Annotated in this window: 20 protein-coding genes and 2 riboswitches; of the genes, 10 read left to right on the forward strand and 10 right to left on the reverse strand. The window is 63.1% G+C overall.

Annotation, left to right across the window (positions count from 1 at the left end; translation table 11 throughout):
* Window positions 1–182 precede the first annotated feature (182 nt).
* Entirely contained in the window at window positions 183–881 is a 699-nt protein-coding gene (gene trhA, locus AC1RLZ_RS08180; protein ID WP_493188239.1) for a PAQR family membrane homeostasis protein TrhA, read from the forward strand.
* 83 nt (window positions 882–964) lie between these two features.
* Window positions 965–1,762 carry an SDR family oxidoreductase gene (locus AC1RLZ_RS08185; protein WP_493188240.1) on the forward strand — a complete coding sequence of 266 codons (798 nt, stop codon included), beginning with the start codon at window positions 965–967 and terminating at the stop codon, window positions 1,760–1,762.
* Between the two features lie 51 nt (window positions 1,763–1,813).
* On the opposite strand, the gene AC1RLZ_RS08190 is transcribed toward AC1RLZ_RS08185, so the two are convergent.
* The 7 genes from AC1RLZ_RS08190 to AC1RLZ_RS08220 all read right to left on the reverse strand — a co-directional run bounded on the left by AC1RLZ_RS08190 (window position 1,814) and on the right by AC1RLZ_RS08220 (window position 11,893).
* Window positions 1,814–4,156 (reverse strand): molybdopterin guanine dinucleotide-containing S/N-oxide reductase, encoded by a 2,343-nt coding sequence (locus AC1RLZ_RS08190; RefSeq protein WP_493188241.1) that lies wholly within the window; start codon window positions 4,154–4,156, stop codon window positions 1,814–1,816.
* 29 nt (window positions 4,157–4,185) lie between these two features.
* Window positions 4,186–5,814 (reverse strand): benzoylformate decarboxylase, encoded by a 1,629-nt coding sequence (gene mdlC, locus AC1RLZ_RS08195; RefSeq protein WP_493188242.1) that lies wholly within the window; start codon window positions 5,812–5,814, stop codon window positions 4,186–4,188.
* A 339-nt stretch (window positions 5,815–6,153) separates the two neighbouring features.
* Window positions 6,154–7,005, reverse strand: a complete 852-nt coding sequence (locus AC1RLZ_RS08200; protein ID WP_493188243.1) for an HTD2 family dehydratase — start codon at window positions 7,003–7,005, stop codon at window positions 6,154–6,156.
* A 25-nt stretch (window positions 7,006–7,030) separates the two neighbouring features.
* Window positions 7,031–8,125, reverse strand: coding sequence for a CaiB/BaiF CoA transferase family protein (locus AC1RLZ_RS08205; RefSeq protein WP_493188244.1), 1,095 nt, complete (start codon window positions 8,123–8,125; stop codon window positions 7,031–7,033).
* 9 nt (window positions 8,126–8,134) lie between these two features.
* Entirely contained in the window at window positions 8,135–9,310 is a 1,176-nt protein-coding gene (locus tag AC1RLZ_RS08210; protein WP_493188245.1) for an acyl-CoA dehydrogenase family protein, read from the reverse strand.
* Between the two features lie 67 nt (window positions 9,311–9,377).
* On the reverse strand, window positions 9,378–10,649 hold the full coding sequence (locus AC1RLZ_RS08215; RefSeq protein WP_371423383.1) for a cytochrome P450: 1,272 nt from the start codon (window positions 10,647–10,649) through the stop codon (window positions 9,378–9,380).
* A 47-nt stretch (window positions 10,650–10,696) separates the two neighbouring features.
* On the reverse strand, window positions 10,697–11,893 hold the full coding sequence (locus AC1RLZ_RS08220) for a cytochrome P450 (protein ID WP_493188392.1): 1,197 nt from the start codon (window positions 11,891–11,893) through the stop codon (window positions 10,697–10,699).
* Window positions 11,894–12,153: 260 nt separating this feature from the next.
* Here AC1RLZ_RS08220 and AC1RLZ_RS08225 point away from each other — a divergent pair, with 260 nt between their 5' ends.
* Both AC1RLZ_RS08225 and AC1RLZ_RS08230 read left to right on the forward strand, forming a co-directional pair.
* Window positions 12,154–13,326: an isovaleryl-CoA dehydrogenase gene (locus AC1RLZ_RS08225; RefSeq protein WP_493188246.1), complete on the forward strand. Its 1,173-nt coding sequence runs from the start codon at window positions 12,154–12,156 to the stop codon at window positions 13,324–13,326.
* Window positions 13,327–14,306: 980 nt separating this feature from the next.
* A complete protein-coding gene (locus tag AC1RLZ_RS08230) occupies window positions 14,307–15,380 on the forward strand; it encodes an NAD(P)-dependent alcohol dehydrogenase (RefSeq protein ID WP_493188247.1) in 1,074 nt (357 codons plus the stop codon).
* Window positions 15,381–15,460: 80 nt separating this feature from the next.
* On the opposite strand, the gene AC1RLZ_RS08235 is transcribed toward AC1RLZ_RS08230, so the two are convergent.
* The gene (locus AC1RLZ_RS08235; protein WP_493188248.1) at window positions 15,461–16,204 is read right to left on the reverse strand and encodes an SDR family oxidoreductase; all 744 of its coding nucleotides are present in this window, start codon (window positions 16,202–16,204) and stop codon (window positions 15,461–15,463) included.
* Window positions 16,205–16,316: 112 nt separating this feature from the next.
* On the opposite strand from AC1RLZ_RS08235, the gene ertE reads away from it, so the two are divergent.
* The 3 genes from ertE to AC1RLZ_RS08250 all read left to right on the forward strand — a co-directional run bounded on the left by ertE (window position 16,317) and on the right by AC1RLZ_RS08250 (window position 20,604).
* Window positions 16,317–17,588, forward strand: a complete 1,272-nt coding sequence (ertE, locus tag AC1RLZ_RS08240; protein WP_493188249.1) for an N-carbamyl-l-glutamate amidohydrolase ErtE — start codon at window positions 16,317–16,319, stop codon at window positions 17,586–17,588.
* A 68-nt stretch (window positions 17,589–17,656) separates the two neighbouring features.
* Window positions 17,657–17,869, forward strand: a riboswitch (cobalamin riboswitch).
* Between the two features lie 195 nt (window positions 17,870–18,064).
* Window positions 18,065–20,092, forward strand: a complete 2,028-nt coding sequence (locus AC1RLZ_RS08245) for a TonB-dependent receptor (protein ID WP_493188393.1) — start codon at window positions 18,065–18,067, stop codon at window positions 20,090–20,092.
* Window positions 20,092–20,604, forward strand: coding sequence for a tyrosine phosphatase family protein (locus AC1RLZ_RS08250; protein ID WP_493188250.1), 513 nt, complete (start codon window positions 20,092–20,094; stop codon window positions 20,602–20,604). Before AC1RLZ_RS08245 ends, AC1RLZ_RS08250 begins: the two co-directional genes overlap by 1 nt.
* Here AC1RLZ_RS08250 and cobS read toward each other — a convergent pair.
* Window positions 20,597–21,361 carry an adenosylcobinamide-GDP ribazoletransferase gene (cobS, locus tag AC1RLZ_RS08255; RefSeq protein ID WP_493188251.1) on the reverse strand — a complete coding sequence of 255 codons (765 nt, stop codon included), beginning with the start codon at window positions 21,359–21,361 and terminating at the stop codon, window positions 20,597–20,599. The genes AC1RLZ_RS08250 and cobS overlap by 8 nt on opposite strands.
* Complete coding sequence (gene cobT, locus AC1RLZ_RS08260; RefSeq protein WP_493188252.1) at window positions 21,362–22,417, reverse strand: nicotinate-nucleotide--dimethylbenzimidazole phosphoribosyltransferase; 1,056 nt, start codon at window positions 22,415–22,417, stop codon at window positions 21,362–21,364.
* Between the two features lie 99 nt (window positions 22,418–22,516).
* A riboswitch (cobalamin riboswitch) is annotated at window positions 22,517–22,697 on the forward strand.
* Between the two features lie 109 nt (window positions 22,698–22,806).
* Here cobT and AC1RLZ_RS08265 point away from each other — a divergent pair.
* The 3 genes from AC1RLZ_RS08265 to cobW are packed head-to-tail and all read left to right on the forward strand — an operon-like array spanning window position 22,807 to window position 24,797.
* On the forward strand, window positions 22,807–23,256 hold the full coding sequence (locus AC1RLZ_RS08265) for a DUF1636 family protein (protein ID WP_493188253.1): 450 nt from the start codon (window positions 22,807–22,809) through the stop codon (window positions 23,254–23,256).
* Window positions 23,253–23,783, forward strand: a complete 531-nt coding sequence (gene cobU / locus AC1RLZ_RS08270) for a bifunctional adenosylcobinamide kinase/adenosylcobinamide-phosphate guanylyltransferase (RefSeq protein ID WP_493188254.1) — start codon at window positions 23,253–23,255, stop codon at window positions 23,781–23,783. The genes AC1RLZ_RS08265 and cobU overlap by 4 nt, the downstream gene beginning before the upstream one ends.
* The gene (gene cobW / locus AC1RLZ_RS08275) at window positions 23,784–24,797 is read left to right on the forward strand and encodes a cobalamin biosynthesis protein CobW (protein ID WP_493188255.1); all 1,014 of its coding nucleotides are present in this window, start codon (window positions 23,784–23,786) and stop codon (window positions 24,795–24,797) included. It abuts the gene before it with no gap.
* Window positions 24,798–24,812 lie beyond the last annotated feature (15 nt).

Raw genomic sequence — 24,812 nt, forward strand, 5'->3', positions numbered from 1 at the left:
GGTCTGCCTCCAAAAATGGCGATTATCGGGCTGAAATCAAGCTCGTCACGAAAGCGTCGTCACACCGTCGTTCGGCTTTCGTTGACGATCTCCAGCCTATGATTTATCGCTGCTGCGGGGGTAGTCACAGGCGAGCTTGCGGGGCAAGCTCACCGCATCGCACCGGCCGGGTTGACGCCACCATGACTGTTTTCCGCTTGAAAGAGCTGACCACCAACTCCGCTCACATGGTGGCCGGAGCGATCCGCTGGAATTACGACCGCGCCGAACTGATCGCCGACGGTATCGTCCACGGCCTCGGCGTGTTCTCCGGCCTGATTGCCGCGACTGTTCTCATCGTCCTCGCCGCCGTGTTCGCCACCGCCTATGAAGTCGTCACCGTCTCGGTCTATTCGGCGGGCTTGCTGGCCATGCTGGTGCTGTCGGCCATCTACAATATGTGGCCGGTGTCGCCGCGAAAGTGGTTCCTGCGCCGCTTCGATCATTCCGCGATCTATCTGCTGATCGCCGCCACCTACACGCCTTTTTTTGCGCAGATCGACAATACGCGGCTCGCGATCTCGCTGCTCGCCGGCGTCTGGAGCGTCGCCATCACCGGCATCGTCATCAAGCTGCGTTATCCCGGCCGCTTCGATCGTCTCGCGGTCGTGCTCTATCTCGCCATGGGCTGGAGTGGCCTGATGGCTTACGACGCCGTGTTCACACCGCTGCCGCCGCTCACCATGTGGTTCGTCGCTGCCGGCGGCACGCTCTACACACTCGGTGTGGTGTTCCACGCCTGGCAGCGGCTGCGTTTCCAGAATGCGATCTGGCACGGATTTGTCCTGCTCGGCGCCGCATGCCACTATACGGCTGTGCTCGACATGGTGCTGAGCACCTAGAGCATGATCCCGAAAACTGGATACCGGTTTTCGGATCAGATCATGCTCTAACAAGAAACAAGAACATCAAGGGGGAGTGCGGCATGCGGGTAGACGGCAAGGTCGTCGTCGTGACCGGTGGCGCCAATGGCATTGGCCAGGCGCTGTGCGAGACATTTCATAAAGCGGGTGCAGCGAAAGTCGTCGTCGTCGATCTCGACGGCGCGCGCGCGCGAGCCGTCGCCGACGCCGTCGGTGGCGCGTGGTTCAAATGCGACGTCAGCAAGGAACCGGACATTGAGCATGTGATCGCGGAGACCGAGCGGCAGTTCGGCCCGATCGCTTTGTTCTGTTCCAATGCCGGCATCGGCGGCGGCTTCGATCCCATGAGCCCGAATGCCGGTGGCACATCGGATGAACCATGGGCGCGGAGCTGGGCGATCCATGTGATGGCGCATGTCTATGCGGCGCGGCATCTGATCCCGCTCTACAAGGCGCGTGGCGGCGGCTATTTCCTCAACACGATTTCCGCGGCGGGCTTGCTGTCGCAGGTCGGCAGCCCGGCCTATTCGACCACCAAACATGCCGCGGTCGGCTTCGCCGAAAATCTCGCGATCTCGCACCGGGCCGACAACATCAAGGTCTCGATCCTGTGCCCGCAGGGCGTCGACACCAACATGTTGAAGAACATCCCGAAGGGTCCGCAATCCAACGACGGCAATCTGTCGCCGGAGCAGGTCGCGCAGGATGCGCTGGCGGGGATCGAGGCGGAGACCTTCCTGATCCTGCCGCACAAGCAGGTGATCGATTACATGCGCAAGAAGACCGAGAATTACGATCGCTGGATCGGAGGCATGGCCAAGATCCAGGCGAAGATGCGCGAGACGTTCGGGACGAAGTGAGGGGCGCAGGGCTTCCTTAACCTCGCCCCGCATTTGCGGGGAGAGGTAAGATCACTCCGCCGCTTCGAGCTTCGGCGGGCGTGGCCAGATCACCGGCACCGGCGGATCATAGGCCTGGATCGGCGGCAGGTTGCCGGTGAACTTCTCGACATTCACCACCGTGAGCTGGCCGGTGCAGCCCTGCGCAAGGCGCGACGTACCCGTGTCCCTTGTCAGCACATTCGGATTGCCGTGCACACAGAGCGGCTTCTCCTCGTTCGGATCCTCGGGATCGTAATAGGCGCCGGTCGGCAGCTGTACCACGCCGGCCATGACGTCCTCGGTGACGGTGACGGAGGCGAGGCAGGCGCCGCGCTGGTTGAACAGCTTGATGATGTCGCCATCCTCGATGCCGCGCGCATCCGCATCGACCGGATGCATGCGCGCAACCTCGCGGCCGCGGCGCTTTTCGGCGCTGCTATGCCCACCGAAATCGAGCTGGCTGTGCAGCCGTGACGCCGGCTGGTTGGCGACGAGCTGCAGCGGATTGGTTGCATCGACCACATCCTCGGGCGTGAGCCAGACCGGATGGCCGGGGCAGTCGTCATAACCGAAGCTGGCGATGGTGTCGGACGTGATTTCGATCTTGCCGCTGGTGGTCGGCAGCGGCTTGCCCTCGGGATCGTCGCGGAACGCACGAAGCGTGCCGCCATCCAGCGGCAGCTGCGGCAGCATCACTTCGCCCGCTGCCCAGAAGGCGTCGAAATCGGGCGCGTCGAGACCCTTGGCTTTGAGCCCGTCATAAGTCGGCTGATAGAGATGCTTCAGCCATTCACGCGGCGTGCGGCCTTCGGTGAATTCATCAGCCTTGCCGAGACGTTCGGACAGGTCGGTGAAAATCGCATAGTCGTCGCGGGCATCGCCGAACGGCTCGGCCATCTGATGCATCGCGACCATCAGCGGATCGGTCTGCGACGAGCCGATGTCCTCGCGCTCCAGCGACATGGTGCAGGGAAGCACGAAGTCGGCATGGCGCGCCGATGCCGTCCAGGCGAGGTCGTGCACGACAAGCGTATCGACGCGCGCAAAGGCCTTGCGCAGTCGGTTGAGATCCTGATGGTGGTGGAACGGATTGCCGCCGGCCCAATAGACCAGCTTGATATCCGGATAGGTCATATGCGCGCCGTTATATTCGAACGGTGCGCCGGGATTGAGCAGCATGTCGCTGACGCGCGCCACCGGGATGAATTCGCTGACGCCGTTCTTGCCCTGCGGCAGGCCGGCGATCGGCACGGCATTCTGGCGGCGTCCGTAATTCGCGATGGCGCCGAGCGCATAGCCGAAGCCGCCGCCGGGCAGGCCGGACTGGCCGAACATCGCCGACAGCACCGAAGCCATCCAGACCGGCTGCTCGCCATGCTTGGCCCGCTGCAGCGAATGCGCCACGACAAACAGCGCGCGCTTGCCGGGCAGGCGACGCGCCAACTTGAGGATGGCGTCGGCGGTGAGGCCGGTGATCGCAGCGGCCCAGGCGGCATCTTTCGGCTGGCCGTCGCTGCGGCCCATCAGATAGTCCTCGAACGTGTCCCAGCCATGGGTGTGGCTGGCAAGGAACGCGCGATCATGCGTGCCGTCCATGACCGCGGTGTGTGCGATGCCGAGCATCAGCGCCACGTCGGTTCCGGGACGCGCGGCGACCCAGTCCTGGTTGACCTCATCCGGCAGGTCGCTCTTCAGCGGCGAGATCAGCACGAGTTCGCCGCCGCGCTTGGAGAGCGCGATCATGTCGCGATGTTCGGTATGCTTGCTGATGCCTCCGCCGGCGACGCGCGAGTTCTTGGTGTTCATGCCGCCGAAGGCGAGGATGATATCGGTGTGTTCGACGATCTCGTCCCAGCCGATATTGCGGCGGGTCATGTCTTCGTAGTTGCCGAGGATGTGCGGGATGAGCACCGTCGACGCGCCGGCCGAGTAGCTGTTGACCGAACGCACATAGCCGCCGAGCGCGACGTTCAGGAAGCGATGGATCTGACTCTGTGCGTGATGGAAGCGGCCCGCGCTCGACCAGCCATAGGAGCCGCCATAGATCGCCTTGGCGCTGTAAATGTCCTTGACGCGCTTCAGCTCGCCGGCGAGCAGGTCGAGCACCTCGTCCCATTCCATCTCGACGAATACGTCGCGGCCGCGCCGATCGTCCGGGCCCGGGCCATTTTCGAGCCAGCCACGACGCACCATCGGCTTGGCGATGCGCGCCTTGTGGCGGAGTGCCTCGGGAAAATTCTGGATGATCGGGTTCGGATCGGGATCGATCGGATGCGGCGTGATGACGAGCTTGCCGTCGACCCACTGTCCGGAAAAGGCACCCCAGTGGGAGCTGTGCGATTTCTTGGCGTTGTCGTTCGGCTGCTTGGTCATGCCGGCCCTTCCGCTATGATCCCATGATATCAATGCTTCTGTCCATAAAGCACCGGAACGGCCGAGTCGACGATGACTTCGACAAGGCTGACGCCCGGATGTTGCAGACTGGCCGCGAAAGCACCCGCAAGTTCCGATGATTTGCTGACGCGCACGGCATGCGCGCCCATGCCTTCCGCCAATTTGACGAAATCCAGACCGGGAAGATCCAGTCCGGGAACATTGCGCACCTGCATCACCTGGCTGAACGAACGCATCGCGCCGTAACCGGAATTGTTGATAACCACTATAGTTAAAGGCAATTTGCGCTGTGCAGCGGTCCACAGTGCCTGGATCGAATACATCGCCGAGCCGTCGCCGATCAGGCACACGGTGCGGCGGTCCGGATAGCCCAGCGCCATGCCGACAGATGCCGGCAGCGAGTGGCCGAGACCGCCCGAGGTCATGGTGTAGAAGCTGTTGGCGCCGCGCATCGGAAGATACTTTTGCATCGCCGGGCGATGCGATGGCGCTTCTTCCACCAGCATCGCATCCGATGGCATGGCCCGCGACAGCGTGTGCAGCAGAAAATCTATCGGGATCGGGTCACTGGCCACCGGCGGCGGCGGGAGGATGCGGCCCTTGGCGATGTTTCGTGTCGTGTCTGGTAGCAGTTCGAGCAGCAGCTTGAGCGCCGGCTTCATGGTCGCGATGATACTGGTGCCGATCGGCGCCACGGCTGCGGAGTCCGCATCGTCGGTGATCTGGAAGATCGTGGTATCGCCGTCGAAGATCGCCGCATGGCCTTCCACATGGAAGGTGAAGACCGGCGCGCCGATGACGACGACGAGGTCGTAGTCTTTCAGCGCGTCCGACAGTTGCGCCGGCGAGGCATGCAGGAAGCCCGCGAATTGCGGATGACGTTCCGGGAAACTGCAGCGCGCCGAGAACGGACTGACCCAGACGGCGGCCTTGGTCTTCTCTGCGACTGATACCATCAGATCGACAGCCTCTGCGCGGTCGATCCCGGGACCGACGATCAACGCAGGGGTCTTGCTGTTGCCGAGTGCAGCGATCAGTTCCTGCATCGCCTTCGGATCTGGCCCGAGCTCGCGGCTGACATGGCGTGCCTCGAGAGGTTGGGCCTGATGCGTCCAGTCGTCGATCGGCACCGAGACGAAGGTCGGCCCGCAGGGCGGCTGCATCGCCACATAATAGGCGCGGGCGATCGCGGCCGGCACATCCTCGGCACGCGCGGGCTCGACGCTGTATTTCACATAGGGTCGCGGAAATTCCGACGCGCGCTCGGCATAGAGAAATGCCTGCAGCGGCAGGATGCTGCGCGCCTGCTGGCCCGCGGTGATCACCATCGGCGTCTGGTTGCGATGCGCGGTGTAGATATTGCCCAGCGCATGGCCGACGCCGGCGGCGGAATGCAGATTGACAAAAGCGGCATTGCGCGTCGCCTGCGCATAGCCGTCGGCCATGCCGATCACCGAGGCTTCCTGCAGGCCGAGGACGTAGTCGATATCGTCGGGCCAGTCGGAGAGGAACGGCAATTCGGTGGAACCGGGATTGCCGAACACTTTCTTGATGCCGAAGCCGCGCAAGAGATTCAGCGTGGCGTCCTTGACGGTTACGGGAGTACGGGCGGCGGTTGTCTTGCTGTCGCGGGCCAAGGCGGTTTCCTCACGTTATCGGGCAGTTGTCTGCCGTGTGCTGTTGACTCATCAACAGCAGGAGGGGGCGGGGAGTCAATCGGGGGGTGGCGTGAAACCGCGCTGACGGAGCGGAGGCGCGCCGTCGCTCCCTCTCCCCGCTTTTGCGCGGGGAGAGGGGTGGGGTGAGGGGCGGGGCACATGGCCTGCGAAATTTGCGGGATGCTCGGGTCGAAGAATTGAGCGATCCGAAAGCGGAGTGAGTTGGGCTCTTACAGCGCGCTGCCCCTCACCCGCCGCGAAGACGCGGCGACCTCTCCCCGCAATGCGGGGAGAGGTAAGATCAGCACGTCGCTGCGATTACCAGCTCGCGGTCGCCTTCATGGTCGGCGCGCCCTGGTGGTTCGCGGTCCAGACCTCGAGCCCGTCAGCCGTCTCATTCGCATTCACCGAAAAATCCGCGCCGTCGAACAGCGGCGACACGCCGCGATAGCTGAATTTCGCGGGCGCCTTGCCGCCCTTCAGCTTCGCCGCGAATTCCACCAGCAGCGCCGCCTGCAGCGGCCCATGAAACACGAGGCCCGGATAGAACTCGACCTTGGTGACATAGTCGCGGTCGTAATGGATGCGGTGGCCGTTGAAGGTCAGTGCGCTGTAGCGGAACAGCAGCACGGGATCGGCGTAATGCGTTTCCTGATGCTTCGCCGCAGGGACTTCCTTCGGTGCGGGCGCGGGCGGCGCCATGCTGGTCGGCATGTCGCGATAGACGATGTCCTGCCGCTCGCGAATGGCGAGGCCGCGCTTCGTGGTGATGAGATGCTCGACATTGACGAAGCACAGCGCGCCGGTGGAGCCGGTCTTGAGATTGACGTCGAGGATTTTCGAGGAGCGCGTCACCTCATCGCCGACAAGCAACGGCTCGATGAACTGCACTTCGCCGCCCGCCCACATGCGGCGCGGCAGCGGCACCGGCGGCAGGAAACCGCCGCGCGCGGGATGGCCATCCGGCCCGAGCTTGTCCATGGCCGCCACCGGCTGGGCGAGGCACCAATGCGTCGTGAACGGCGCGGCGTCGCCAGGCTTCGGCGTGCCGATGTCGAGAAACAATGTCGCGCGCAGGCCTTTCACGAGCTGCGCGGTGATAACGTCGGACTGCTCGTCCGTGCGACCGATCCACTGCTTGAGATGATCGATGTCGAGCTTGTCGGTCATGATGACCTCCGTCTGATCCTGAAGACTACTTCTGCACTTCGCCGATGCCGGGCACGGCGCCATAGCTGCGCGGCGCACCGACCCAGATGGCGGCTGGCGCCGGATAGGAGACTTCGCCATTCGGCGTGTTCACGGTGATGCGGCGCAGATGCGGATGGTTCGTGAGATCCGCCATGGTGTTCACTTCGGCAAAGGCGATGTCGGCATCGGTCAGGCGCTTCAGGAGTTCGTCGCGGCTGAGCGATCCGAAGATGTCGCTGACGGTCTTGTCGGTGAAGGCGCGGTTGCGCACGCGCTCGACGCCGTTGACGAGGCGCGGATCGGCGGCGAGGTCGGCATTGCCGAGCACCTTGGCGCAGAGGATCTTCCACTCACGCTCGCTCTGGATCGAGATCAGGATGTCCTTGCCGTCCCTGGAGCGAAACACGCCGTAAGGCGCGATGGAGGGATGGGCGAGGCCCATGCGCTTCGGATCGTTGCCGGCCTCGGCATTGAGCAGCGGCACGGTGAGCCAGTCGGCCATCACGTCGAACATGGAGATGCGGATATCGGCGCCTTCGCCGGTCACCGAACGGCCGATCAGCGCTTCGAGGATCGCCGCATGCGCGGCAGCGCCGGTGGCGACGTCGACGATGGAGACGCCAACGCGCGACGGGCCTTCAGGGCCGCCGGTGATCGAGGCGAGGCCGCTCTCGGCCTGGATCAGGAGGTCATAGGCCTTGCGATGGGCGTAGGGGCCGGTGTCGCCATAGCCTGTGATGGTGCAGCAGATCAGCCGCGGATAGTCCTTGCGCAGCCGCTCGCGGGTGAAGCCGAGCTTGTCCATCGAGCCCGGCTTGAGGTTCTGCAGCAGCACGTCGGCAGTGGCGATCAGCTCTTCCATCGCCTTGCGGCCGTCCGGCGTGGCGAGATCGACAACCACGGAATCCTTGCCGCGGTTGAGCCAGACGAAATAGCTGCTCTGGCCCTTGGCGGCAGCGTCATAGCCGCGCGCAAAGTCGCCTTCGGGGCGCTCGATCTTGATCACATGCGCGCCGGCATCCGCGAGTCGCGAACTGCAGAATGGTGCAGCCACCGCCTGTTCAACGGCGATGACGGTCAATCCCTTGAGCGGCAGCATGTGTCTATCTCAATACGAGCGCGGCATGCCGAGCACATGCTCGGCCACGAAGGACAGGATCAGGTTGGTCGAGATCGGCGCCACCTGATACAGACGCGTCTCGCGGAACTTGCGCTCGACGTCGTATTCCTCGGCAAAGCCGAAGCCGCCATGGGTCTGGATACAGGCATTGGCCGCCTCGAACGACGCGTCGGCCGCGAGCATCTTGGCCATGTTGGCCTCGGCGCCGCATTCCATGCCGGCTTCGTATTTGCGCAGTGCTTCCTTCACCATCAGCTCGGCCGCGCGCATGTTTGCGTAAGCCTTGGCGATGGGGAACTGGATGCCCTGGTTCTGGCCGATCGGACGGCCGAACACCTGGCGCTCCTTGGCGTAAGCGCTCGCCTTGGCGATGAACCACTTGGCATCGCCGACGCATTCGCTGGCGATCAGGATGCGCTCGGCATTCATGCCGGAGAGGATGTAGCGGAAGCCCTTGCCCTCTTCGCCGATCAGGTTTTCCTTCGGCACCTTCATGTCGGTGAAGAACACTTCGGTCGTGGCGTGGTTCATCATGGTGCGGATCGGGCGGATCTCGAGGCCGTTCTTCTTGGCCTCCTTCATGTCCACCAGAAACACCGACAGACCGTCGGTGCGCTTCGCGGCCTGTTCCTTCGGCGTGGTGCGTGCGAGCAGCACCATCAGGTCGGAATATTCGGCGCGGCTGGTCCAGATCTTCTGGCCATTGACGACGTAGTCGCCGTTATCGTCCTTCTTCGCTACCGTCTTCAGCGACGAGGTATCCGTGCCCGAGGTCGGCTCGGTGACGCCGAAGGCCTGCAGGCGAACCTCGCCCGAGGCGATCTTCGGCAGCCACTTGGCCTTCTGGGTGTCGTTGCCATGACGCAGCACCGTGCCCATCGTATACATCTGGGCATGGCAGCCGCCGCCGTTGCAACCGGCACGCTGGATCTCTTCGAGGATCGCCGCCGCTGCGGAGAGCTTGAGGCCGGAGCCGCCATATTCCTCGGGGATCAGAACCGACAGATAGCCGGCTTCCGTCAGTGCATCGACGAAAGCCTTCGGATAGGCCATCTCGCGGTCGAGCTTGCGCCAGTATTCACCGGGAAACTGTGCGCACAGTTTGGCGACGGCATCGCGGATGTCATGAAATTCGTCTTGTTCCGCGGCAGCATGTTTCGTCAAGGAATTGAGCTTCTCTTCTTGAGGGGAAAATTATGAATCCTGACCGGCATCACGAAATCCTCCGGTCTTAGGTAATTCTAACCGGGAGGGTCTCGTAGCCTTTGACGAAGCTCGAATACACGCGCTTGGGTTCCCCCACAACTTCGATGTTCTCGAACCGTTTCAGTATCTCCTCCCAAACGATCCTCAATTGCAACTCCGCCAGGCGCATGCCCACGCAGCGGTGTATGCCAAAACCGAATGACAGGTGGATCTTCGGCCGCTTGCGGTCGATGATGAACTCGTTGGGCCGCTCGATGACCTCCTCGTCGCGGTTGCCGGAGACGTACCACATCACCACGCGGTCGCCTTTTTTGATGGTCTTGCCGCCGAGTTCGGTATCCACAAGCGCCGTGCGGCGCATATGCGCCAGCGGCGTCTGCCAGCGGATCACTTCGGGGACCATGGTCTCGATCAATGACGGATTGTCGCGCAACTTCTGATACTGGTCGGGGTTCTCGTGCAGCGCCAGCACCGAGCCGGTCATGGTGTTGCGGGTGGTATCGTTGCCGCCGACGATCAAGAGGATGATATTGCCCATCAGGGTGTCGGGATCCATGAAGCGCGTGGCGTCGCTATGCGCCATCATGGAAATCAGGTCATTCCGCGGGTCGGAATTCACGCGCTCGTTCCAGAGCTTCTGGAAATAGGCCGCGCATTCGTCCATCTCGCGGCGACGCTCTTCCTCGGATGACACGATGCCGCTCTTGGGCAGGGCGGTCGACACGTCGGACCAGCGCGTCAGCTTGCGGCGCTCTTCCCACGGGAAGTCGAACAGGGTCGCCAGCATCTGCGTGGTGAGTTCGACCGAGACGCGCTCGACCCAGTCGAAGGTCTCCCCGCGCGGCAATCCGTCGAGCACCTTACAGACGCGCCCGCGGATCAGCACCGCCATCTCGTCGAGATGATCAGGCGTGAACATCGGGGTCACGGTCTTGCGCTGGGCGCTGTGTTTCGGTTCATCCATGGCGATGAAGCTCGGCCAGTCATAGCCTTCCGGCACGTCGCGGATCGCGATGCCGCCATGCTTCACGTCGGACGAGAAGATACTGTGGCTGGTATCGACCTTCATGATGTCGTTGTACTTGGTCACCGACCAATAGGGCTCGATCGGCGCATTGGTGCAGTAATGCACCGGCTCCTCCTTGCGCAGCCGTTCGAAGAACGGCCACAGCGTATCGGTGGCGAACAGTTTCGGCGCGCCGGGATGGAAGTCCTTGAGCGGTGTCGAATAGGCGATCTCGCGCGCGACGCGCTGGATCTCGGCTTTGTCAGGATTGATCCTGGCTTGGATATTCATGGCGTCTGCTCTCCAAAAATCGATCCTGACCTGTTGCGGTCGCCGGTTCAGCCGGCGATCCGCACGGGCAGTGTTTCATAGCCCTTCACGAAGCTCGAAAAGACGCGGCGCGGCTCGCCAACGACCTCGATCCGCTCGAAGCGCTTCATGATCTCTTCCCACACAATCTTCAATTGAAGTTCGGCAAGTCTGAGGCCGACGCAGCGGTGGATGCCGAAGCCGAATGACAGATGGCGGTTCGGGCGCACGCGGTCGATGATGAATTCATTCGGGTTTTCGATGACTTCGTCATCGCGATTGCCCGAGACGTACCACATCACGACCTTGTCCCCCTTCCTGATCTGCTTGCCGCCGAGCTCGGCGTCCTGCACGGCCGTGCGCCGCATATGCGCGAGCGGCGTCTGCCAGCGGATGATCTCCGGCACCATGCTCTCGATCAGCGCGGGATTGGCGCGCAGCTTGTCGTATTCGCCGGGGAATTGATTGAGTGCATAGACGCCGCCGGACATCGAGTTGCGCGTGGTGTCGTTGCCGCCGACGATCAAGAGGATGATGTTGCCGAGGAAGTTCTCGGGATCGAGATGCCGCGTCGCCTCGCTATGCGCCATCATCGATATCAGGTCGCTCTTCGGCGGCGCGTTGAGCCGTTCCTGAAACAGCCGGCCGAAATATTCGCCGCATTCGCCGAGTTCCTTCTGGCGCTGCGCTTCGGCCTCCTCTGTCGGCGGCAGCATGGTGGCGACGTCGGACCAATGGGTGAGCTTGCGGCGGTCCTCCCAAGGGAAGTCGAACAAAGTCGCCAGCATCTGTGTGGTGAGTTCGATCGAGACGCGGTCGACCCAGTCGAAAGTCTCGTTGCGGGGCAGGGAGTCCAGCACCTCCGCAGTGCGGCTGCGGATCAGCCCCGAGAGTTCGTCCATGTGGTGTGGCGCGAACATCGGCGCCACGGTCTTGCGCTGGGCGCTGTGATGCGGCGGATCGGTGGCAATGAACATCGGCCGGCGAAACTTCACGCCGGCGTCGCGGATGGTGATGCCGCCGAATGCCGCCGCCGAGGAGTAGGTGGCGTGATTGGTCTCGACCGCCATGATGTCGTTGTACTTGGTCACCGACCAATACGGTCCGAACATGCTGTCCTTGCAGTAGTGGACGGGGTCCTCGCGGCGCAGCCGTTCGAAATAGGGCCAGAACGTATCGGTGCGGAACAGTTCGGGATTGCCGGGGTCGAATTCATCCAGCGGCATCCCGTAAGCCTGGGCATGAGCCGCGGCTTGGGCCGATTTGCTGCTGTCGGAATCCTGGACGCGATCGAGCATCGGTTCTCTCCCCTGGCATGCCTTCCGTGGTTGGTCCCGGAGGGCTTATTTGGATGAATTACAACCTGTTGCGGGGCCAAGAGCAAGGACCACTTTATGCCTCTTCTCAGCCCGTTCGGCCCGTGACATGGTGATTTCAATCAACAAAACCGGTGCGTTTGCGCGCCGTTCTGACCGGAGGCGACCCTGTGATTTCAAACGCTCAACGGATGTTCAATTTCGATCTCGGCGAGACCGCGGATGCGATTCGCGAGACCGTGCGTGATTTCTCGCAGAACGAGATCGCGCCGCGCGCCGAAGCCATCGACAAGACCAACCAGTTTCCGCTCGATCTCTGGCCCAAGATCGGCGCGCTCGGGCTCCACGGTATCACGGTGGAGGAAGAATTCGGCGGCGCCGGGCTCGGCTATCTCGAACATGTCATCGCAGTGGAAGAGATTTCGCGCGCCTCTGCGTCGGTGGGCCTGTCCTATGGCGCGCATTCCAACCTCTGCGTCAATCAGCTCCGCCGCAATGGCAGCGAGGCGCAGAAGCGTAAATATCTGCCGAAGCTGATCTCGGGCGAACATGTCGGGTCCCTGGCGATGTCCGAGCCGGGTTCGGGCTCTGACGTGGTGTCGATGAAGACCCGCGCCGACAAGAAGGGCGATCGCTACATTCTCAACGGCAACAAGATGTGGATCACCAACGGTCCGGTCGCCTCGACGCTGGTGGTCTACGCCAAGACCGATCCCGCGGCCGGCCCGCGCGGCATCACCGCCTTCATCATCGAGAAGGGCATGAAGGGCTTCTCGACGGCGCAGAAGCTCGACAAGCTCGGCATGCGCGGCTCGGATACCTGCGAACTCGTGTTCGAAGATTGCGAAGTCCCTGAAGAGAACGTGCTCGGCACCGTCGGCCGCGGCGTCAATGTGCTGATGTCCGGCCTCGATTACGAGCGCGCGGTGCTGGCGGCAGGGCCGCTCGGCATCATGCAGGCCTGTCTCGATGTCGCGCAGCCCTATGTGCACGAGCGCAAGCAGTTCGGCGAGCCGATCGGCAACTTTCAGCTCGTGCAGGGCAAGATCGCCGACATGTATGTCGCGCTGAGTTCGGCGCGCGCTTACGTCTATGCGGTGGCGAAAGCCTGCGATCGCGGCGAGACCACCCGCGAGGATGCCGCCGGCGCCATCCTCTATGCGTCGGAACGCGCCACGCAATGCGCCCTCGATGCGATCCAGCTGCTCGGCGGCAATGGCTATATCAACGACTATCCCACCGGCCGCCTGCTGCGCGACGCCAAACTCTACGAGATCGGCGCCGGCACCAGCGAGATCAGGCGGATGCTGATCGGGCGGGAGTTGTTTGCGAAGAACGGGTGAGGGGAGATTCCTTGTATCTGGAGCGCTGACCTCTCCACTGTCATCCCGGGGCGCCCCCCCAAGCTCGTCATTCCGGGGCGCACGAAAGCGGCGAAGCCGGTGAAGTGCGAATCCGGAATCCCGGAGTGTTTTGCGCGATCGGAGACTCCCATGCTGAGATTCCGGGTTCGCCTGCGCGAAGGCGCGCCGGCGCCGGAATGACAGTGTGGGGCGGCAAGACAATGCCAAACATTTTTTCCTACCTCTATTGACAACATCCCCATCTTGATTATTTTCCCCTTCGTCCTGCCCCACCGAGAGGGGCGATCGCGATCGTCACGATTGCGGGGCGGGAGGCGGTGGACGCCGGAGATGCGGCGTCACGGGATGTGTGGGGACCGGCTGTCTGCGGGCAGGCCGCATCGCCTGTGGTCAGGATACCACTGGGACAGGCGGGACGGTTTGCTGGCGGATGGAACGAGCCCGCAGATCAAGTGACGGACGACCAGATTCGAAACGCGTCCGGCCCAAGAGCTGCGCTCCCCCGGCCCTGTCGCGCAGGGCCAAACAAGGGTGACCTTGATCGGTCGCTTGGGCAAGCATTCAGCAAGCCGACAAAACACCGCAGGCGGAACGTCGGGCATTGGCCCGTGCTTTCCGAAAGTCCTGATGCGCCAACTTGCGGACGACCGCATCGGCATCAGGCCCAGGGGTGCACCGGGCACCCGGCGTTCCGCACGCCCTCTCGCAAGGGGCGGGAATGCAGGAGACGACGGGCGCCCCCGCGCCGCAAATAACAGGGGCGATGACGCACGTCTGAAGGGTAGTGGCTGTTTGACAAATTGAATCAAGAGCAACGCAGACATGCGGCTATATGTCCGCCACTTCAGAGACCTTCAAAAGGCATCGCCACTTGATCCACCTCAATCCGGTCACCGCAAAATGCGCAGATGATTGGCTTATGGCGTCGCTCGACGCACCATCGCCAGCAGGAGCAGATGATGCCGAAGATGAAGGCAGCGATATTTGTCGAACCGGGTCGTATCGTCCTGGAGGACAAGCCGATCCCCGATGTCGGCCCGCTCGATGCGTTGATGCGCATCACGACCACCACGATCTGCGGCACCGATGTGCATATCCTCAAGGGTGAATATCCGGTAGCGAAAGGGCTGACCATCGGACACGAACCGGTTGGTATCATTGAGAAGCTCGGCAGCGCCGTCACCGGCTATCGCGAGGGCCAGCGCGTCATTGCCGGCGCCATCACGCCGAGCGGCCACAGTTACGCATGTCTCTGCGGCTGCTCATCGCAGGATGGCGCTGTAACGAAGCACGGCTTCAAGGCCAGCGGCGGCTGGCGGTTCGGCAATACGATCGATGGTGCGCAGGCCGAGTATGTGCTCGTACCCGATGCCATGGTCAATCTCAGTCCGGTGCCCGACGCGTTGACGGATGAGCAGGTGCTGATGTGTCCGGACATCATGTCGACGGGATTTGCCGGCGCCGAGCGCGGCGGCATCAGGATCGGCGACACGGTGGTGGTGTTCGCTCTGGGGCCGATTGGACTCTGCGCCATCGCCGGCGCGAAGCTGATGGGTGCGACCACGATCATCGGTGTCGATACGGTGCCCGCGCGCATCGAGGTCGCCAAACGGCTCGGCGCTGATATGGTCGTCGACTTCAAGAAGGGGGATCCGGTCAAGCAGATCATGGACCTGACCGACGGCCGCGGCGTCGATGTGGCCATCGAAGCCTTGGGTACGCAAGGCACCTTCGAATCGGCACTGCGCGCGCTGCGGCCGGGCGGCACCCTGAGCAGCCTTGGCGTCTATTCGACGGATCTGCAGATTCCCCTGAGCGCCTTTTCGGCGGGCCTCGGCGACAACACGATTGTCACCAGCCTGTGCCCCGGTGGCAAGGAGCGGATGCGACGGCTGATGAACGTCGTTGCCTCCGGCCGCGCCGACCTGACGTCGCTGGTCACGCATCACTACAAACTGGACGATATCGAAAAAGCCTACGATCTGTTTGCGCACCAGCGCGATGGCGTGCTGAAGGTCGCTATCACGCCGTGAAGGTGAGGGGACTTTAACGCGCCGCCCGGCCATGACGATGTGTGTTCGTTCCAGCCGGGCGCCATCGGTATCCGAGCCCATCACATATTGTGAAAGCTCCGGTTCCACGTTGGAGCGATCAGCACCTCGTTGATGCAGACATGCGGCGGCATGCCGGCGATGAAGGCGATGGTCTTGCCGAGATCGTCCGGCTGCAGCATCCGCGCCATCACCTCGGCGCTGGGCGGCACCGGACGATTCTTCATGATGTCGGTCGCGACTTCCCCCGGCGACAGGCAGCAGGCGCGCAGGCCGTTGACGCCTTCATCCATGTTGAACGAATGCGTCAGCGCCAGCACGGCATGTTTGGTGGCCGTATAGGCCGGCCCCGTCATCTTCGACACGATGCGCCCGGCCCATGAGGCGACATTGATGATGCAGCCGTCCTTCTGTGCCCGCATCGCCGGCAGCACCGCGCGCATGCAATACATCACGCCGTTGAGATTGATGTCGACGATCTGGTCCCAGCCGTCCTGGGTGACGTCTTCCCAGCTGCGCTTCGGCACATTGATGCCGGCGCCGTTCACCAGGAGATCGATCCGGCCGTATTTGGCGAGGATGGCCTGCGCCACCTTGTTGACGTCGTCGGCATTGCTGACATCCAGCGCCATTGCTTCCACCGGCTTGCCGCCGGCGCCGAGTTCATCGGCGACGCCCTTCAGCACATCGGCCCGGCGGCCGGAAATGACCACCGTCCAGCCGTCCGCCAGCAGCGCCTGCGCGCCCGCCTTGCCGATTCCGGTGCCGCCGCCGGTCACCCATGCGATCTTGGTCTTGCTGGTCACGATTTTCTCCCTGATCGTTTCTTGCTTCGCGATGTCCATCGTCTTGCTTCACGATGGCCAAAGTGTTCAACAATAATCGCGCCGGCGCCAGTGCCGCCAACTCATGAGCCTCATGCCGATCATGCCGACCGAGACAAAGCCGCCCATCGATCAGAACCGCCTCTGGGACGACCATATGGCGCTCGCCGCCATCACCGATCCCGACAAGCCATGGACGCGGCGATCGTTCTCGCAGCGCTTTCTCGACGGCCGCGCCTGGCTGCGCGAGCAGTATCTCGCGGCCGGCATGACGGTGCGCATGGATGCTGCCGCCAATGTGATCGCGCGGCTGGAAGGCAGCGTCGCGGGCCTGCCGCCGATCATGCTCGGCTCGCATTCCGATACGGTGCCGTCCGGCGGCCGCTTCGACGGTATCTCCGGCATCCTCACGGCGCTGGAAGCGGTGCGTGCGCTGCAGGCGTCCGGCTACAAGCCCCGGCACCCCATCGAGATCGTGGACTTTCTCGCCGAGGAACCCAGCGAATACGGGCTCTCCTGTGTCGGCAGCCGCGCCATGGTCGGCGAGCTCGATGCGAAGATGCTGACCTACACCAATGCGTCCGGCGAGACGCTGGCCGATGCCATCAAGCGCATCGGCGGTGATCCCGCAGCGATTGCGTCGATGCAGAAACCAAAATTCGCCGGCTATCTCGAATTGCATATCGAGCAGGGCGTCGTGCTGGAAAGCAAGAAGCTCGATCTCGGTCTCGTCACCGGCATCGCCGGCATCACCCGCGTCGAGATCGTGCTGAAGGGCGCCGCAGATCACGCCGGCTCGACGCTGATGGAATATCGTAAGGACGCGAGCCTCCCCGCCGCCGAACTCGTGCTGCTGGTCGCCCAGCAGGCCAATGCGTTTGCGGCGCGCAAGCAGGGTCACTTCGTCGCCACCACGGGGATCCTCGAGATCAGCCCGAATGCCGCCAACGTCGTTCCCGGCGGCGCGCGCCTGATCCTCGATATCCGTGCGGAGAAGGCCGCGCTGGTCGATGAATTCGTGGCACTGCTCGATCGCGAGAGTCTGGCCATCGCCAGGCGTGCGAAAGTCGATCGCGAACGCTTTGCCCTGATCTCGCAGAATCCGCCGTCACCTTGCGATGATCACCTGCGCGATATCCTCGGTCGCAGCGCCGCCAAGCTCGGCTACTCCACCACGACGCTGGCCTCCGGCGCAGGTCACGACGCCGCGTTCATGTCGCATATCGGGCCGAGCGCCATGCTGTTCATTCCGTCCAGGGACGGCAAGAGCCATTGCCCCGAAGAATGGTCCGAACCCGGGCAACTGGCGGTGGGTGCGGCGACGCTGTTCGAGGCGGTGCGACTGCTCGACGGACAGAACGCGTAGGGGCCATATACCGCTCCTCAATTCGGATTCCAGTCGGTCGCTGCATTATTGACTTCCAGAGCAGCGCCGTCCTAGATCGGGAGGACGGTTTCCCGAAAGGGGATCAAAAGGGAATGCGGTGCGGGCAGGTTCTTCTCGATGGACTGCCCTATGCCGCGGCTGCCCCCGCAACTGTAAGCGGTGAGTCTTTCGTCACATGCCACTGGGAAACTCGGTCCTGGGAAGGCGATGAAAGATATCGACCCGCGAGCCAGGAGACCTGCCGTCATACGTGGTCACACGCGAGGATGTCGGTCGGGGAGTACAGACATTGGCTTCATTGGCAGGGCGCGAGCTCCGCAATGAGACTTGGTTCGCTGTGACGTGCCACAACGTCGAACCGAGGCCGAACCATGTCATCCGCTATCGTTGCACCCGCTATAGCCTTCACAAGGCGTGATCGCGCCTATCTCTTGTCTGCCGGCATTGTTCCTCTGATGGTCGTCGGCATCACATCGGCAACTGCACAGCAGAGTGTTCAGCTTGATACGATCAGCGTCACCGCCAGCAGGCTCCCGAACGGCATTTCCGGGACGGCCACATCGGTCGTCACGGCGGAAGACATCGCGCGTTCGCCAGCTCAGACAATCCAGGAGATCATCGCGCAGACGCCCGGCGTGCAGGTTCAAAGCCTTTATGGTGGCGTGAATGGTGCCGGCACGTCGGTCGATCTGCGCGGCTTCGGTGCCTTTGCGACAGCCAACACGCTGGTGCTCATTAACGGCCGCAGGCTCAACGATATCGACCTCGCCGGCGTCGATCTGTCGTCGATTCCCAAGGATTCCATTGCGCGCATCGAGATCACCAAAGGAAACAGCGGCGCTGTGCTCTATGGCGACAATTCTGTCGGCGGTGTCATCAATATCGTCACCAAGGCTGGCTCGGCCAAGCCTTTCGCGATGCGCGTCGAGGGCGGTGGTGGTTCGTTCAATCAGCGCCTCGGCTCAATCTCGGCGGCGGCCAGTTCCGGGCCATGGTCATCGTCGTTCTATGGCAGCGGCATCACGTCCGATGGCTATCGCGATAACAACAAGCTGAACCAGATCACCGGCGTCGGTGATATCCGCTATACCGCGCCTGATTTCAGCGCTTACCTGAATTTATCCGGCGACGACCAGCATCTCGGTCTGCCCGGTGCGCGGACGGTGGATCCATCCATTGGCCTCAATCAACTGCTGACCAATCGCAGGGGGGCGAGCACGCCGCTGGATTTTGCCGACAAGCAGGGCGCAAATGTCACGGCCGGCTTCACGAAAACATTGTGGAGCGGCGCAGAACTGATCGTCGATGGCGGTCTTCGCAACAAGGATCAGCAGGCCGGCTTCTTCGGAAGCCTTCCGCTATCGAGCTTCAACGCCAGCTATGTGGACACCAATCTTCAGACCTGGTCGCTGACGCCGCGGTTAAGCATCAAGAATGCGCTGTTCGGGCTGCCGTCGGATATCCTGACCGGCATCGATTATTACGATGCGACCTATCATTCCAGCCGCAGCCAGTTGCGCGGCGTCGCTCCGACCCATGTCTATGATCTGTCACAGCAGACGCTCGCGGCCTATTGGCAGCAGACCGTCGGTCTTCTGCCAAGCACGGATCTGTCCTATGGCGGCCGCATCCAGCGCACCAGCGTGAATGCGCGGGACCGGTTCGATCCAAACGCGCCGGGCGCCTTCGATACGCAGGCGCTGCCGCTCGACAGCAACGAGACCCAACATGCGCTGCATATCGGGCTTGAGCATCGCTTGAACGACGTCTTTGCCGTGTTCGGCCGCGCCGCCAGCGCTTTCCGCACACCGAATGTGGATGAACGCGTGGCGTCGGGGCCGTCATTCGACGCCAACTTCAACCCGATCCCTGGTACATTTTCGCTGAAGACCCAGACCTCCAGGGATGTCGAGGCTGGCTTCCGTATCTCGGCAGGAGCGTTCAAGGCTCAGTCGAGCATCTACGGAATGGATCTGGATAATGAAATCCAGTTCGATCCGGTGAATTTCTACAACAGAAATCTCGATCCGACCCGTCGCTACGGCTCGGAGACCAGCGCTTCGCTGCAGGCCAGCGACACGGTTCTGTTGCGCGGTGGCTTGGCGCTGACGCGCGCTGTGTTCCGAGAAGGCACCTTCGCGGGCAATGATGTGCCATTGGTATCACGCTTCACTGCCAATGCCGGCGTCACCTGGAACGTCTGGGAGAAATATGCGGTGATCGATGCGACCGTGCGCTACTGGAGCAGTCGCCGCATGGACAACGATCAGGGCAATGCTCAGCCATTGATCCCGGCGAATGCGACGGTGGACCTCAAGTTGAGCGGCGAGTATCAGAATGTCTTCTGGTCGCTGAGTGTCAATAATCTGTTCGACGCGCAATATTACGATTACGCGGTGGCCAGCACATTCACCCCGGGAAGGTTCAATGCCTATCCGCTGCCGGGGCGGACTTACCTTGTGAAGGCAGGCGCGACGTTCTGATGATCCATGTCAGTTCTCTCAGCGGCGTTGTGAACGTAGCGGTGTCGTTGAAGTCCTTCGATTTGCTCACGCTGCTGTCGCCCGGCGCGCCAGCGCTTGACTGGAGCGGGCTCGCGCCTGAACGCCATCTGCAACTGGCATTTCACGATATCGTTGAGCAGACGCCGGAGCTGATTGCGCCCGATGCCGGAACGATGCGTGCCATTCTGGATTTTGGCCGCGGCAGTACTGTCGAGCGCCCGATGCTGGTTCACTGCTGGGCCGGAATCAGCCGTTCCAGCGCTGCGGCTTATGCCATCGCCTGTGATCGCAATCCCGGCTACGAGACTGCGATAGCAGAGGAGCTCCGCAAACGTTCGGCCTATGTGACGCCGAACAAATTGATGGTGCAGTTGGCCGACGAACAGCTCGGTCGCGACGGCCGCATGGTTGAAGCCATCGCACGCATCGGCCGCGGCGCGGATGCCTTCGAGGGCGTGCCGTATCAACTGCCGCTGGTGTGGCCTATCTGATCGCGGCGGCGACGCCGAGCAGGAAACCGATCTCGAACAATTGCTCGATAGCGCCGAGGACGTCGCCGGTGTAGCCGCCGAGCAAACGGCGCGACCAGCGCGTGAGCAGGGCTGCGAATGTTGCACCGAGCAGCAAGCCGACCGCAACGGATGCAATGGTGAAGAACGCCAGCGGGATCGCTGCAAGTGCGGCGATTGTCAGCGCAAGAGTGAGTTCGTGCGACCGCACAGGTGTTTCTGCATAGGAAACCTTCATCGCTGCGGTATCGCCGCTATAGGGCAGGCGATTGATCACGAAGCCCGGTACGGCACGTGCCGCTGCATGCGCTGCGATCAGCGCCGCAGCACCTAACCAGATTGGCAGTGCGGCCATGGCTGCGACCCGCAATGCAACGCCGATGCCAAGGGCCAGTGCGCCATAGGTGCCGATGCGGCTGTCCTTCATGATGGCAAGGCGCTTCTCGATGCTCCAGCCGCCGCCGAAACTGTCGACGGTATCGGCGAGACCGTCTTCGTGCAGGGCGCCGGTGATCGCGATGCTGGTCGTCACCGCCAGCAGTGCCGCGATCAGCGGCGACCAGAATTCGCTCGCGATCAGGAATACAAGCGCGGATGCTGCGCCGATGCCGGCGCCGACAAGCGGAAAGTATTTTATCGCCCGCGCCAGCCAGTCCGGCTCCGGCGCGTTGGCCGAGTGCGGCGTCGGCAGCACGGTCAGAAAGCGGATCGCATTGAGCAGATGCGGATCCAGCGCCATCTAGATCTTTCCAGCCAGCACGTCATCGAGGCTGGCGACGTCGGTCAGCATGCGCGCGGCGGCGCGGACCAGCGGCACCGCCAGCAGTGCGCCGGTGCCTTCACCGAGGCGCAAGCCGAGATCGAGCAGCGGTTTGGCGTCGAGTGCGTTGAGTACGATGTCATGGCCGCGCTCGGCAGAGCGATGTGCGAACACGCAATAGTCGCGTGCCGCCGGGCAAAGCCGAACGGCGAGCAGCGCGGCAGCGGTCGAGATGAAACCGTCGATGATGACCGGGCGTCGCTGCGATGCCGCACCGAGCACGGCGCCGGCCATGCCCGCAATTTCGAGCCCGCCGAATTCGGCGAGCACATCCAGCGGCACAGTTGCGTCGCTGCGTGCAGCCGCTTTCGTGATCGCCGCGCGCTTGCGCGCCATACCCGCGTCGTCCTGCCCGGCACCAACGCCGATACAATCATCCAGTGGTGCCGGCGCGAGCCGATGAACCACCAATGCCGAGGAGGCGGTGTTGCCGATGCCCATCTCGCCAAGCGCGATGATGTCTGCGCCGGCCTTGATCTCGCCAACGGCGATTCGGTAGCCGCGCATCAGCGCATCAACCGCCTGCGCTGAAGTCATCGCCGGCTCATGCGCGGCATTGGCCGTCCCCATGCGCACCTTGGCGTCGATCAGCTTCGGATGAACCGGCAGTTCGGCCGCAACGCCGATGTCGATCACGCGCACACCGATATTATTGGCCGCGGCGAAAGCATTGGCTGTCGCGCGGCCGGCCAGATAGGTCATCACCATCGCAACGGTCACCGCCGACGGATATTGCGACACGCCCTCGGCGACGAGCCCGTGATCCCCTGCGAACACCAGCAGCACGGCATTGTCGCCGCGCGGTTCGCCCGGATGCCGGATCATGCCGAGCTGAAGCGCCAAGTCCTCGATTCGTCCGAGCGATCCCGGCGGCTTGGCCTTGCCGTCGATGACGGCACGGATGCCTGCCGCGATCTGCGGATCGACGGGCGCAATGGCGGGTGGTTGCCACAAGGACTGAGAATGGGCGGACATAGGGTTCCTTTTCGCGGCCTAACTGACGCAAGACGGCCTGCAAGGTCAACAGGTCGGGGCGGTCGCTTGCCGGCGCGGTTGACCCCGGCGCACCCGGCAGATAGCGTCTTTTGCGATGGTCCTTCCGCGTGGAAGGTGAATAGGGAAGCCGGTTTGAGGCCGGCGCTGCCCCCGCAACTGTAAGCGACGAGCCCGCGCTGGTGCCACTGGGAATTCCCGGGAAGGCGGCTGCAGGCTTTGACTCGCGAGCCAGGAGACCTGCCATCACGAACTGTGCTTTGGAGGCGTCGTCGGGGCGGGGTGCACCGGACGGGAGCGAACCGACGGCCATGCTGTCGGCGCGATCCAACAAAGCTCGTAGGCCCGCGAGGGCATGAACTGAGCATGTAATGGATCACGACAACGCCGACATCTCTGGCGAACAAATTTCGGTCGAACCGCCGCGACCTGTACCGGCTGGCCCCGTTGTCGTGAGCGTGTGCATCAGCTGCAAAGCCGCCGATACCGGCACGATCGTAGGCCCTGAGATGTTCGATGCCGTGAAGGCCGCGCTCGGCGATGGCGATGCTGCCGTGATGGTGCGTCCCGTGCAATGCCTCAGCGTCTGCAAGCGGCCGGCAACGGTCGCGGTGACGAGCCCGGATGGCTACACGTTCCTGTTCGGTGATCTGCAGAGTGGCAGCGGCAGCGCGGCGCTGGTGTCCTTCGTCGAGTCCTATCAAAAATCCGACTACGGCCTCGTACCTTGGCGGGAGCGCGCCGAGGTGTTGCGCAAGGGCATGGTTGCGCGCGTGCCGCCATTGCGTTGGTCGCCCGAAGACGGGCGTGCGCCGAAATGACCGCCGCTACAACAACACTGGTGCTGGGTGGTGCGCGCTCGGGCAAGTCGTCTTTCGCCGAAGGGCTGGTCGATGGCATCGGCTTGACGAAGGTCTACCTGGCCACCGCAACGACCGGCGATGACGAAATGCACGTCCGCATCGCGCAGCATCGCAGGCAGCGCGGCGAAGGCTGGATCACCGTGGAAGAACCGCTGACGCTGGTCGATGCCCTGACGCGCGAGGCCACGGTGGGGCGCGTCGTGCTGGTGGATTGCCTGACACTATGGTTGTCGAACCTGATGTTAGCCGAGCGTGATCCGGAGATCGAAGCGAAGCGTCTGGTGCGCTTCCTCGACGTCTCGCGCTATCCGATTGTCTTCGTGTCCAACGAAGTCGGGCTCGGTCTCGTGCCGGAGACCCCGCTCGGCCGTGCCTTTCGTGATGCACAGGGCCGGCTCAACCAGATCATCGCGGCCGCCGTGCCGAATGTCGCTTTCATCGCGGCCGGGCTTCCGCTCTGGCTCAAGCGTTCCCAGGAGAATTGAATGCCCCGCGTTCCCGTCACTGTGCTCACCGGATTTCTCGGCGCCGGCAAGACCACACTGCTGCGCTCGCTGCTGACCCAGGCCGATGGCCGTCGCATCGCCGTGATCGTCAATGAATTCGGCGATGCCGGTTTCGATGGCGGTCTCGTTGAGGAATGCGCGGCGAAAGCCTGCGCGCCCGGCGATATCGTCGAGCTCACCAATGGCTGCATCTGCTGCACCGTGGCCGATGACTTCGTGCCGACCATGGACAAGCTGCTGTCGCGCGAACGGCCTCTCGATGCCATTGTCATCGAGACATCGGGGCTCGCGCTGCCGCAACCGCTGCTGAAGGCCTTTGCATGGCCGGCGGTGAAGACCCGCGCCACTGTCGATGGCGTCGTCACTGTCGTCGATGCGCTGGCGCTTTCTGAGGGCCGCGTCACGCTGGACGAAGATGCTGTCGCCGAGCAACGCGCCAGGGACGAAGGCATCGAGCACGACGATCCGATCGAGGAAGTGTTTGAGGATCAGCTTGCCTGCGCAGATCTCGTGGTGCTCTCGAAGAGCGACCTGGTCGCTCCGGAGAAACTTGCCGAGATCGAAGCCAAGCTCAAAGCCGTGTTGCGCCCGGGCGTGAATATCGTGCGCTCCAAGGGCGATCTCGCGCCATCGGTGCTGATCGGCCTCAACGCCGCCGCCGAGGACGACGTGGCCGCCCGCGCCGGTCACCATGGCGAGGAGGAAGAACACGACCATGATGATTTCGACAGCATCGTCGTCAAACCCGCCGCCGCCACCAGCATCGACGCGATGCGGGCACGCATCAGTGACGCGCTCTGTCTGGACGGCGTGCTGCGTGTGAAGGGTCATGCGCGCATCGCCGACAAGCCCGCGCCGATCGTGGTGCAGGCCGTCGGTGCCCGCGTCGAGCTCGCTTTCGCGCGGCCGGATGTGGCGCAGGCCGAGCACCTCGTTGTGATCGGCCTTAAGGGATTCGACGGCGATGCGGTGCGAAGGGCACTCGCCGGGTAACGCAGGTTCACCCGT

This window comes from Tardiphaga sp. GW822-FHT04G09 (assembly GCF_058800725.1).